Below are 12,953 nucleotides of genomic sequence, written 5' to 3' on the forward strand. Positions count from 1 at the left end.
TACGTTTATTTTTTTGCCACTTCGATTATCACATTTGCTACGCGCTCTGTGGCATCCGTAATCGCAACACTTTTTGCTTTCTCTGCCATTGCTAACAAAGTTTCTCTATCCCAATTTTTCAGGGTTTGTGCAATGACTTCTGGAGTTAAATCATTTTGCTCGATAATTCGTGCGGCACCCGCTTTTTCTAGCGGTAGTGCATTCCAATATTGCTGTCTATCTTTGTGCTGGAAAGGAACAAAAATAGCGGGTAATCCCGCTGCGGCAATTTCACTGACGGTTAATGCACCTGAACGACACACCACAACATCAGCCCATTGGTAAGCTTGCGCTATATCATCAATAAATTCAGTAACTTTATATTCAGATTTAACTGAATTTTTTGCTAATTCGTTCTGATAGCGTGTTTTTGTATCACTTTCGCCACCTTTTCCTGCTTGATGCCAGATTGTAACATGTTCACCTAACAAACCTGCAACTACAGGTAAGGTGTGATTTAAAATTCTAGCGCCTTGGCTACCACCAATAATCAGTACACGGATAGACCCTGTTCTCTCTTTTAATCGTACTGAAGGTGCTTCAAGTGCCAATACATCTTCACGAACAGGATTTCCAACAACAGGTGCTTTAGGAAATGCCCCCGGAAAAGCCTGTAACACACGTTTCGCAATTTTAGATAACCAACGATTGGTTAATCCAGCGATACCATTTTGCTCATGCAAAATAACAGGGATCCCACACATCCAAGCAGCAACACCGCCCGGACCTGAAACATAGCCACCCATACCAAGTACAGCATCTGGCTGATAGCGCTTCATAATGGCACGAGCTTGGAAAATCGCTTTAATAATACGAATAGGTGCTGCGATTAACGCTTTAATCCCTTTACCACGTAAGCCTGAGATACGAATAAATTCAATTTCGATACCATGTTTAGGTACTAAATCGGCTTCCATTCTATCCGCCGTTCCTAACCATCGAATTTCCCAACCTTGGGATTGTAGATAATGAGCAACAGCCAGTCCTGGGAATACATGCCCCCCAGTACCACCAGCCATAACCATTAAACGGCGTCTACGCTCGCTCATTTCGGGCTCCTTACAAACGCCTGAGCTTGTGCTAGACGTGTTTCATAATCAATTCGTAATAACATCACGATGGCGGTTGACATAATAATCAAGCTCGAACCACCGTAACTAATAAGAGGAAGGGTTAATCCCTTTGTTGGCAACATGCCTGCCGCTGCGCCTACATTGACCAATGATTGGAATGTAAACCATATCCCGATAGAGCAAGCTAAAAAGCCTGAAAAACGTTGATCTAGGATCAGCGCACGTCGCCCAATTTGCATCGCACGAAAAGCGATGAAGAATACCATTAAAAGCACTAAAACCACACCGATATAACCAAGTTCTTCAGCAAGAATAGAGAAAATAAAGTCGGTATGCGCTTCAGGTAAATATTCTAATTTTTGTACTGAGTTTCCTAAACCTTGTCCCAGTAAATCCCCACGGCCAAAAGCCATTAGAGATTGTGTAAGCTGATAACCGCTACCAAAGGGATCTTCCCAAGGCTCTAAGAAAGAAGTAATGCGTCGAACACGGTAAGGTTCAACGATAATCAACATAACAACAGCTGCAATTCCTGAGCCGATGATAGCTAAGAATTGCCAAATTTTAGCGCCCGCTAAAAATAACAACGCTAATGTTGTGACGAATAAAACCACAACCGTTCCTAAGTCTGGCTGTAATAACAATAAAACAGCCAGTATTAACATCACCCCCATCGGCTTACAGAAACCCCAAAAGTTGTTTCTAACTTCTTCAACTTTTCGAACTAAATAACTCGATAGATAGCAAAACAGTGCGAGTTTTGATAATTCAGCAGGCTGGAAATTAAATGGCCCCACTGCAATCCAGCGTGAAGCACCATTAACCGAACTTCCGACACCTAATACCACCAATAAAAGGAGTATCGAGCCAAACAGCATTAAGCTGCTATAACGTTGCCAAATTGCCATAGGGATGCGCATGGTGATTAACGCAATACAAAATGCGACAACGATATAGATACCATCACGTTTCGCAAATAAGAAAGGATCTTCTGCAAGACGTTGACCTACTGGCATTGAAGCCGATGTCACCATAACAAAGCCGACAACCGCTAATCCGAAAGTAAACCAGAGCAAAGTGCGATCATACGGCACAAATGCCGTATTCTCAGTTTGATAACTGCCCACTAGCCACTGTTTTAATCTTCGCATTGCGAATATGCTCATCAGCCAAGCTCCCTTGCTAAACGTGCAAATTCATCACCACGCTGCTCAAAACATTTAAACTGATCTAAGCTTGCACATGCAGGAGAGAGCAACACCATATCTCCTGATTTTACAGTCGGTGCCAAGGCTCGCATGGCTTCTTCCATTGTCACTGTTAATAAAGAGACATCTGGTCGTAGATTTGCCAATGCTTGTCCATCTTGTCCAAAACAGTACAGACGAATATTGTCACCGCTGATATAAGGCAATAAAGAAGAGAAGTCAGCCGATTTCCCGTCACCACCTAATAAAAGGTGTAATGTACCTTCAACTTCAAGCCCTCGTAATGCTGCTTCTGTGCTTCCCACATTGGTCGCTTTCGAGTCATTTATCCAACGTACATTTTGATGTGAATAAACTAATTGAAAACGATGAGCAAGACCGTGATACGTTTTCAGTACCTCAGTTGCTGCTTTACGAGAAATACCCACTGCGTCAGTAAGTGCTAATGCCGCTAATGTATTCGTATAGTTATGCTGTCCTGACAGATACATTTCAGCCATTGAAAGGACTTTCTCACCTTTCACTTTTAAAATGCGATTTGTGTTATCAAGCTGATAATCACCTTGTCCAACACCAAAACTAACACAGCGATTATCTTTACCTGCTAAAGGTAGCGTTAATACATCATCTTCGTTATAAACGCAGGTTTTAGCGTTATCGTAGATACGCAGTTTTGCTTCACGATATTGCTCTAATCCCAACGGATAGCGATTCATATGATCTTCGCTAATATTTAATACCGTTGCAGCCGCGGCTTGTAAGCTATAAGTCGTTTCCAACTGAAAGCTTGATAGCTCTAATACATATAAATCATAAGGCTCGGTTAATAAGGTCAGCGCTGGAACACCAATATTGCCACCGACTCCAACGCGAATACCATCCGCACTTGCCATTTCACCCACTAGCGTTGTCACAGTGCTTTTACCGTTAGATCCAGTAATCGCAACAATAGGTGCTTTGGCTTCACGGCAAAACAGTTCGATATCACCGACAATTTCAACACCATGATTTGCCGCTTCAACAAGCGCGGGTGTTGAAAGTGCGATGCCAGGGCTTGAGATAATTAAATCTGCATCATTAAGCCATGCTTGATGAAAACTGCCTGTATGATATTCGACGTCAGCAGGAAGCTTATCTAAGCCTCCTGGTTTTTGGCGTGTATCAATAACCTTAGGTGTAACACCTTGGCGGATAAAAAAGTCAACGCAGGAAAGGCCTGTTATTCCAAGCCCAACAACAACCACTTTTTTTCCCTGATAATTTGCCATCTTAACGTACCTTTAATGTCGCCAGACCAATAAGCACTAACATCAGTGAGATGATCCAGAAACGGACAATAACACGAGGTTCAGGCCAGCCTTTTAATTCATAATGGTGATGAATTGGAGCCATACGGAAAATACGCTGACCACGCAACTTAAATGAGCCGACTTGTAAAATAACGGAGAGTGTTTCAACTACGAACACACCGCCCATAATGACTAATAAGAATTCTTGGCGTAATAACACCGCAATCGTTCCTAATGCACCACCTAAGGCAAGAGAGCCTACATCACCCATAAATACTTGAGCTGGGTAAGTATTAAACCAAAGGAAGCCTAAGCCCGCACCAACGATAGCGGTACAGACAATCACTAATTCACCCGCATGCATCAAGTAAGGAATTTTTAAGTAGCTTGCAAAATTAACGTTACCTGTCGCCCATGCGACTAATGCAAAACCAGCGGCAACAAAAACAGTTGGCATAATGGCTAAACCATCTAAACCATCCGTTAAGTTAACGGCGTTACTTGTTCCCACAATGACGAAATAAGCCAGTAAAATATAAAGCATGCCTAATTGAGGCATGACATCTTTAAAGAATGGAACGACTAACTGTGTTGCTGGTGTATCTTTGCCAATGGCATACATACTAAATGCCACAACAAGTGCTAATACGGATTGCCAGAAATATTTCCAACGTGCGATTAAGCCTTTGGTATCTTTACGAACAACTTTGCGATAATCATCAACAAACCCAATTACGCCGTAGCCAATTAAAACCAGCAATACACACCAAACGTAAGGGTTATCTAATCTTGCCCATAATAGTGTAGAGATGGAGATAGAGAACAGGATCATAATCCCGCCCATTGTTGGTGTACCACGTTTACTAAAGTGCGACTCAGGTCCTTCACTACGAACCACTTGTCCAATCTGCATTTTTTGTAACCATGCGATGAGATGAGGCCCCATCCACAAAGCAATAATTAATGCCGTCAATAAACCAACAATCGCCCTGAATGTCAGATAAGAAAACACATTAAAAAATGTATGATATTTAACCAAATATTCGGCTAGCCAAACTAACATTCAAAGCACTCCTTTAATGCGTTCACGATATCTTCCATCGCGGAGCTTCGTGAACCTTTTACTAAAACTGAAACAACATCATGCTGCTGTAATAATGGAATTAATTGAGCAAGTAAGTCGGCTTTAAATGCAAAATGCTGACCACCTTGATTTTCATCACTAATAAAATGACTGTGATGCCCAACAGTAAAGACACTATCAATACCAACACTGTGAGCAAAACGACCAACATCGCGATGGCATTTTTCTGAATCTTTACCTAATTCAGCCATATCCCCAGCGACAAAAATTTTATATCCCGGTAATTGAGAGAGCACTTGTAAGCCCGCAATCATCGAACCATCGTTCGCATTGTAAGTGTCATCTAACACCATCTTTCCTGAAGTTAACTCAACAGGATACAATCTTCCTGGTACCGCTTTTAATGTCGATAAGCCAAGGCGAATATCTTCAAGCGTTGCCCCAGCAGATAACGCAAGTGCACTTGCAGCTAACGCATTCGCAATATTATGGCGCCCCGGCAATGGAAGAGTGACATCAACACAACCTTCTGGTGTGTGTAAGGTGAAATTTGTAATGAATTGCTTAACAACGATATCTGTAGGATAAAAATCTGCGTTGCTTTGTGCGGATAAAGAGAACGACCATTGTGTTTGGCGCGCATTTAAATGATGTTGCCACAGAGGTAAGTCATTACTATCAAGATTAATAATGGCTGTACCTTGCTCTTTTAAGTGCGAAAAGATTTCGCCTTTAGCTTGAGCAATACCTTCCAGTGAGCCGAAACCTTCAATATGTGCAGAAAAGAGGTTGTTTACCAATGCTGCATCTGGTTTTACCATATTTACGGTATAGGCGATTTCACCGATATGGTTTGCACCCAATTCGATAACTGCAAAACGGTGTTCAGGTGTTAAACGAAAAAGCGTTAAAGGTACGCCAATATCGTTATTTAAATTGCCATGCGTATATAAGGTTTCACCGCAGTGACGCAAAATAGAAGCGGTCATCTCTTTAACGGAAGTTTTTCCAGAAGAGCCTGTCAGCGCAACAATCTTAGCATGACTTAGCGAGCGAATATGTGTTGCTATTTCCCCCATTGCGAGATGGGTATCTTTCACAATGATTTGCGGGCAATCAACATCAATCTCACGATTAACTAAAACTGCGACAGCGCCCTTTTCTTTTACATCAGCAATAAAATCATGAGCATCAAAACGCTCACCCGCTAATGCAATAAACAGGCAATCTCCATCAATTTTACGGCTATCCGTTGAAATCGATTTGATGATAAGTTGATCCACTTGGCTTTGAGCGATATGGCTCAATGTGCCTTTGGTAACTTGTGCAATATTTTCTAAAGATAGAGGGATCATGCCATCACCCCCAATAACCGAGCAACGGTTAATCTATCTGAATAATCAAGACGACGAGAGCCAACCAACTGATAATCTTCATGCCCTTTACCTGCGACTAAAATCATATCATTGGCATCTGCTTGCATAATCACGTTAGTGACTGCTTCAGCACGGCCTTCAATAGCAATCGCACGCCCCGGATCCATTAAGCCTGAAAGAATATCTTGGATAATCTCTTGAGGCTCTTCGCTACGCGGGTTGTCATCAGTGATGATAACTTTATCAGCCAGCTCTTCTGCGACCGCACCCATTAGTGGGCGCTTACCTTTATCTCTATCTCCGCCACAACCAAATACACACCAAAGCTTACCTGTGCAGTGTAAACGAGCAGCTTGAAGAGCCTTCTCTAAAGCATCTGGAGTATGAGCATAATCGACAATAACTGTAGGACGATTATCCGCGCTAAACACTTCCATGCGACCACAAACAGGTGTGAGTGCAGATGAAGCATTAATCACAGCACTTAATGGGTATCCTAATGCCAATAATGTTGCTAAAGCACACAAGAGGTTACTGACATTAAAAGCCCCCATTAGTGGGCTTTCAATTTCACCATCACCCCAGCTAGAACTAAAGTGAATGGTTGCGCCTGCGTCGTGATAATTAATATGGGTTGTTTTAACAAAACGGCCTTGCCAATTTTGTGGCAATTTATTTTCCATTGTTACTGCAACAGCATCAGGTAAACGAGACAGCCATTTTAGACCAACAGCATCATCTGCATTGATGATTTTCTCACCACTTTGATGCGTGGAAAACAGTAACCATTTTGCTTCTTCGTAATTTGCCATATCACCATGATAATCAAGATGATCTCGGCTTAAATTCGTAAATACACTCGCCACAAAAGGCAACGCACTGACACGACCTTGAACTAAACCATGAGAAGAAACTTCCATAGCCGTCAATGTCGCACCTTGATTTAATAATTGTTGTAACTCTAATTGAATATCAACCGCTGATCCGGTGGTGTTCATCGCAGGAACAACATGGCCTAAAAGTCCGTTACCTACTGTTCCCATCACAGCACTGGTTTCACCCAAACCTTGTGCCCACTGTGCTAACAATTGTGTTGTTGTCGTTTTTCCGTTAGTCCCAGTAACACCAATCAGTTTCAGTTTTTCCGCAGGCTGATGATAGAAATGCCCAGCTAATTTTGATAGCTCTGCATTAAGATTATTAATATAAATAACTGGAATACCGTGACTTTCACGGATTTCACCATGCGTTGCAACATCTTGTGCTTCCGCTAATACCGCAGAAACACCCTGAGCAATTGCTTGAGGAATATAGCGTCTACCATCAGTTTCATGACCTTTAATGGCGATAAAAAGATCACCGCTCGCCGCTTTTCGGCTGTCGAGTGTCATGTCTTTGAGCATCAATGACGGTGCTTGTATCCCGAGTGCCCCTAATAGGTCACTTAAATTAGGATCGGCCACTTGTATCCTCTTCTTTTTTAATTACAAATTCATTTTTATCGTCTGGCGTCAATGCATCAGGTTCTACGTTCATTGTACGTAAAACTGCGCCCATGATTGTACCAAACACCGGTGCGGATACTGCGCCTCCATAGTACTTACCTGCTTTAGGTTCATTGATTATCACAACCAACGCAAAGCGAGGACTACTTGCAGGTGCGACACCCGCCGCATAAGAAATATATTGATTGATATATTTTCCGTCAGGCCCTACTTTTTTCGCTGTCCCTGTTTTAATCGCAACACGATAACCTTTAATTGCCGCACTCACACCACCACCACCGGGCAATGCAACGCTTTCCATCATATGCACGACAGTTTTCATCACAGGTTCTGGGAAGACACGTGTTCCTGGTACAGGAGGATCAACTTTTGTAATAGAGAGAGGACGATAAATGCCAAAACTACCAATCGTTGCATAGACACGCGCCAACTGTAACGGTGTTACCATTAGCCCATATCCGAATGAGAAGGTGGCCCTTTCAAGATCGGACCACCGTTGTTTTTTTATTGGAAATATGCCACTACTTTCGCCAACCAGCCCCAAGTTGGTTGGCTTCCCGAATCCAAATCGTGAATATACATCCACAAGTTCAGATGCAGGCATCGCTAACGCCAGTCGTGAAACACCAACGTTACTCGATTTCTGTAATATTCCTGTTATCGATAACTCACTATATCGCCCTACATCTTTGATTTGATGTCCATTAATACGATAAGGAACAGTATTCACAACACTATTTTCTTTAATAATATGATTGTGAAGAGCACTCATCACAACCATCGGTTTTACGGTAGAACCTGGTTCAAAAATATCGGTGATAGCACGATTGCGCATCGCGTCTTTAGGTGTACCTGTTAAATTATTTGGGTTATACGATGGGCTGTTTGCCATCGCCAGCACTTCACCGGTATTTACATCAACTAAAACAGCGGTTCCTGACTCTGCTTTATTCTTAATAACCGCATTAGTTAATTCACGATAAACCACAGATTGTAAACGTTCATCGATACTTAACATCAGGTTATGAGCAGCTTGGCTATCTGTTTGAGCGATGTTCTCGATAACTCGGTTAAAACCATCTTTGCGAACAACACGCTCACCGGGAGCACCTGTCAGCCACTGATTAAAGCTTTTTTCAACACCTTCAATGCCATCACCATCAATATTTGTTACGCCGATGATGTGAGCAGTGACTTCACCTGACGGATAATAGCGTTTTGATTCTTGACGCATATTAATCCCAGTGATTTTTAGTTTGCTAATGTAATCACTAATTTCAGGATTCACCTGGCGAGCCAAATAGATAAAGCGAGCAGAAGGCGTTGTGACAATTTTTTGCTCAATTTGATTCACTGGCATTTTCAGTGCATCAGCAAGTGCTAACCAACGAGAATCCGTCATATCAGGATTTGCATCTAATACAACTTTAGGATCAGCCCAAATAGCATAAACAGGCACACTGACAGCAAGAGGTCGCCCCATTCTATCGCTGATCATGCCTCTTGCCGTTGGTACTTTTTGCACCCGTAAAGAACGCATATCCCCTTCACGAATAAGGGGATCGGGATTAATAATCTGTAAATAGGCAACACGAATTAATAGCGAAGCTAAAGCGATACCAATGCCACCGCAAAGCAACGCAAAACGCCAACTCACAAATCCTGTTTTTTCTTCAGGTTTGCGTAGTTTGGCATTTGACTTTGTCTTTGCTTTCGCTTTTGCCGAACGTGAAAATTTCATACTTGCCTTAATTATTTAGTAACCACGATGTTCTCTTTTGTTGGGTCGACATGGATCATGCCCAAACTATCACTTGAAAAACGCTCTACTCGGCTATGGTCTGCCAGAGCGTTTTCTTCAAGAATGAGATTGCGCCATTCGATCTCCAATACGTTTTTTTCCAGCACTAAACGCTCTTTCTCTGCTGTCAATAAACGTGTCTTATGTGCTGTCGTCACGACATACACCGCAGAAATGATCACAGCAATCAGTAAACATACAGGTAATTTGCCATGACGCAGTAAATCCTGCCCTATAACTCCCGGTAGTGAGTGTCGTTCAGTAGACATTTATTCCTCAATACGTTGTGCTACACGCAATACAGAGCTTCGTGCCCGTGGATTCTCTTCAACTTCCACGCCAGTCGGTTTCATCTTGTGAATACTCGATAAGCGAGCACTTCCTAACTCTTTTATCTGCGCTTCTGTGAGAGGAATACCAGCTGGAACAACAGGTCCTTTGCTCTCATCTCGAATAAAGCGCTTCACTAATCGGTCTTCCAACGAATGGAAACTAATTACCGACAAACGCCCTTCTGGGGCTAAAACAGAAACGGCACCTTTTAGTGCTTTTTCAATTTCATCTAACTCGCTATTGATATAGATGCGAATTGCCTGAAAACTGCGTGTTGCTGGGTGCTTATGTCGCTCTTTTACTGGGCTTGCATCGCTAATTAAATCCGCCAATTGCTTGGTTCGAGTCAAGGGCTCTTCTGTTTTGTTACGAGCAACAATGGCGCGAGCAATACGTTTAGCAAAGCGTTCTTCACCAAATGTTTTCAATACCCATGTAATGTCGTCTTCTTCTGCTGTCATCAGCCATTGTGCAGCTGATTGCCCTGATGTTGGGTCCATACGCATATCAAGAGGCCCATCACGCATAAATGAGAAACCACGTTCAGGATCATCAAGTTGAGGAGAAGAAACTCCTAAATCCAGTAATACACCGTCAATTTTTCCAGCTAAATCGAGCTCATTAACATACTGTTCAATATTTGAAAAAGGCCCATGAACAATAGAAAATCGAGCATCATCAATTTCATTAGCAACTGCGATGGCTTGCGGATCTCTGTCTATCGCAATCAAGCGACCTTGTTCACCTAATTGAGATAAAATTAAACGGGAATGCCCCCCACGGCCAAATGTTCCGTCGATATAGATACCTGAAGGTTTGATATTCAGGCCATTCACAGCTTCATCCAGTAATACACTGGTATGACTAAAATTATTTGTTGTCATTATTTAAAGTGATAAATCCAATAGTCGTGTCGATAACGGTTCCTGTGAGGTTTGCTCGGCTACAATGTCTTTTTCGATCTGTTTGTACCAGACCTGTTCATCCCACAATTCAAATTTATTGAATTGACCGACTAACATGACCTCTTTTGTTAGCCCCGCATGCTGTCTTAGCGTGCTAGCTAACAAAAGACGTCCTGCGCTATCCATTTGGCATTCGCTGGCGTGACCTAATAACAAACGTTGAACTCGACGTTCCGCAGGGTTCATGGAGGACAAAGCCGCTAATTTTAACTCAATCTTTTCCCATTCAGGAAGGGTATAAAGCAATAAACACGGTTGATTGAGATCTATGGTACAAACCATTTGACCTTCAGAAATCTCACTCAGCGTTGTTCGATAACGGGAAGGAACTGTTATTCGCCCTTTGCTGTCAAGATTAACGAGTGTTGCTCCACGAAACATCCTCATTACCCCCAGCTTTGTAATTTACACCACATTATCCCACAAATCCCCACAAATAGAGTTTACGGATGGTATGAAAACGTTGTCAAGCCAGATATAGGAAGCTTTATTTATATTTACAGTAATTTGATAGGCACACCGAAATGTTTAAATTATCGACAAAAATAAAAAGAGAAATATTAACACTATGATTAATAGAGATTATTTTGCCAATTCTATTTTTAATCACGAAAAGTAATTATTTATAACGATTACAAGGAGGAAAAACAGATAAAGAAATCATAATCAGTAAATCATGATTTTTATTATAAAAAACTAATTTATTGCAGTTCATTTACCTTTAGCCAACATAATAATTTGGGGTTGCTTTTATATAAATAAAAATAGCAAGACGAAAAAAAATAATTCAATATCATGAAGATAGTTATTTATTTTTTTCTTAAGCTTCCCAAAATAAAATTAATTACTTATTAAACTTAAGCAATATCACTTATGGATATATCAAAATTTAATCTATTAACTTAGTAAAATGAGAGAAATAGTAAAAAAAGGCTTAAGATTAATCTCAAATTTAATATTCTCTAAGCTATTCGACATTCTTAAATCAAATAAAACATCCCCGTTTTAATTTAATAAAACAGGGATGAGTATAAATGCAGATAATTATCAACAGAGTGACATCAATTAACGTGCACGTCCCAAGCTGCCTCGACGGCATAAATCACGACGAATACGTGTAATACCCGCTTGTGGTTTTTGTTCTTCTTCAAGACTTGCAAGAACAAGTTCTAATACACGCTCTGCAATATCACGATGTCGTTGAGCGACAGATAAAACAGGACACTCAAGGAAATCCAATAACTCATGATCACCGAAAGTCGCAATAACCAATTGTGTTGGTAAACGACCACTACGTTGTAGTGTCACATCCATAACCCCTTGTAATAAAGCAAAAGAAGTCGTGAATAATGCATCAGGCATTGGATTATTATTTAACCATTCAGAAAAAGCAGCTGCAGCAGCTTCTCGTTCATAGCTATTTGCATATAGGTAGGTAACTTCTCTAGGATCATCTTTCCATACATTACGGAAACCTTGTTCACGTAAAAAACTCACAGAGAGTTCAGGAAGTGCGCCTAAATAGAGTACAGATTGCGAAGGGAATGCTTTTAGTTCTGTTGCCAACATTTTGGCGTCTTCTAAGTCATCACCAACAACACTGATAAAATGCTCACTTTCTAATGCTCGGTCTAATGCAATAATCGGTAATGAGCGATTAGCCCAACGCTGATAGAAAGGATGCTCTGGTGGCAAAGCTGTTGAAACAATAATGGCATCAACTTGACGTTGCAGTAAGTGCTCAACACAACGAATTTCGTTGTCTGGTTGGTCTTCTGAACAGGCAATCAATAATTGATAACCGCGTTGACGCGCTTGTCGTTCAAGGTAATTTGCGATCCTGGTATAACTGGTATTTTCCAAATCAGGAATAACCAAACCAATAGAACGCGTACGACCAGCACGTAATCCCGCGGCAACAGCGTTCGGGTGGTAATTATGCTCTCTGACCACCGCCATCACTTTTTCAACAGTCTTGTCACTTACACGGTACTGTTTCGCTTTACCATTAATGACATAACTTGCTGTTGTTCGTGAAACACCAGCCAAGCGGGCGATTTCATCCAGTTTCACATTAGCCTCTTTTAATTATTAAATGTGTTATTTATTACATATTGCTATGAATTTCAGTCATCATGCTGATCTGATTTTGCATTTTAACACAATTTACTGATAAAACCGTATGCGTCAACGTTTCCGTTTATGTCTTTTATCAATTATTTCAATCATCGTTATCTATCAATAAGTAATTTCAAAAGAAAAAAGCACCATTTAGATGCT

11 protein-coding genes are annotated in these 12,953 nt (G+C 41.3%); all 11 read right to left on the reverse strand.

The features are described 5' to 3' along the window. Positions 1 to 5: 5 nt before the first annotated feature. The gene (murG, locus tag GWJ01_RS08120) at positions 6 to 1,088 is read right to left on the reverse strand and encodes an undecaprenyldiphospho-muramoylpentapeptide beta-N-acetylglucosaminyltransferase (protein WP_109401537.1); all 1,083 of its coding nucleotides are present in this window, start codon (positions 1,086 to 1,088) and stop codon (positions 6 to 8) included. After that, a complete protein-coding gene (gene ftsW / locus GWJ01_RS08125) occupies positions 1,085 to 2,278 on the reverse strand; it encodes a cell division protein FtsW (RefSeq protein ID WP_109392862.1) in 1,194 nt (397 codons plus the stop codon). Before ftsW ends, murG begins: the two co-directional genes overlap by 4 nt. Next, positions 2,278 to 3,588, reverse strand: coding sequence for a UDP-N-acetylmuramoyl-L-alanine--D-glutamate ligase (gene murD, locus GWJ01_RS08130; protein WP_161710950.1), 1,311 nt, complete (start codon positions 3,586 to 3,588; stop codon positions 2,278 to 2,280). Before murD ends, ftsW begins: the two co-directional genes overlap by 1 nt. Position 3,589: 1 nt before the next feature. Continuing rightward, on the reverse strand, positions 3,590 to 4,672 hold the full coding sequence (mraY, locus tag GWJ01_RS08135) for a phospho-N-acetylmuramoyl-pentapeptide-transferase (protein ID WP_023581493.1): 1,083 nt from the start codon (positions 4,670 to 4,672) through the stop codon (positions 3,590 to 3,592). Further along, a complete protein-coding gene (gene murF / locus GWJ01_RS08140; RefSeq protein WP_109392860.1) occupies positions 4,666 to 6,048 on the reverse strand; it encodes a UDP-N-acetylmuramoyl-tripeptide--D-alanyl-D-alanine ligase in 1,383 nt (460 codons plus the stop codon). Before murF ends, mraY begins: the two co-directional genes overlap by 7 nt. Next, positions 6,045 to 7,532, reverse strand: coding sequence for a UDP-N-acetylmuramoyl-L-alanyl-D-glutamate--2,6-diaminopimelate ligase (gene murE, locus GWJ01_RS08145; protein ID WP_109392859.1), 1,488 nt, complete (start codon positions 7,530 to 7,532; stop codon positions 6,045 to 6,047). The genes murF and murE overlap by 4 nt, the downstream gene beginning before the upstream one ends. Next, positions 7,519 to 9,315, reverse strand: coding sequence for a peptidoglycan glycosyltransferase FtsI (gene ftsI, locus GWJ01_RS08150; RefSeq protein WP_109392858.1), 1,797 nt, complete (start codon positions 9,313 to 9,315; stop codon positions 7,519 to 7,521). The genes murE and ftsI overlap by 14 nt, the downstream gene beginning before the upstream one ends. 11 nt (positions 9,316 to 9,326) lie before the next feature. Further along, positions 9,327 to 9,644, reverse strand: coding sequence for a cell division protein FtsL (gene ftsL, locus GWJ01_RS08155; protein ID WP_023581490.1), 318 nt, complete (start codon positions 9,642 to 9,644; stop codon positions 9,327 to 9,329). After that, the gene (rsmH, locus tag GWJ01_RS08160) at positions 9,645 to 10,592 is read right to left on the reverse strand and encodes a 16S rRNA (cytosine(1402)-N(4))-methyltransferase RsmH (protein ID WP_098942181.1); all 948 of its coding nucleotides are present in this window, start codon (positions 10,590 to 10,592) and stop codon (positions 9,645 to 9,647) included. It lies immediately after the preceding gene. 3 nt (positions 10,593 to 10,595) lie between these two features. Beyond that, positions 10,596 to 11,054: a division/cell wall cluster transcriptional repressor MraZ gene (gene mraZ, locus GWJ01_RS08165; RefSeq protein ID WP_075670769.1), complete on the reverse strand. Its 459-nt coding sequence runs from the start codon at positions 11,052 to 11,054 to the stop codon at positions 10,596 to 10,598. A 684-nt stretch (positions 11,055 to 11,738) separates the two neighbouring features. Beyond that, positions 11,739 to 12,746 carry a catabolite repressor/activator gene (cra, locus tag GWJ01_RS08170; protein WP_075670767.1) on the reverse strand — a complete coding sequence of 336 codons (1,008 nt, stop codon included), beginning with the start codon at positions 12,744 to 12,746 and terminating at the stop codon, positions 11,739 to 11,741. Positions 12,747 to 12,953: the final 207 nt, after the last annotated feature.

It is taken from the genome of Proteus sp. G2618 (assembly GCF_009915995.1).
Classification (GTDB): Bacteria; Pseudomonadota; Gammaproteobacteria; order Enterobacterales; family Enterobacteriaceae; genus Proteus; species Proteus terrae.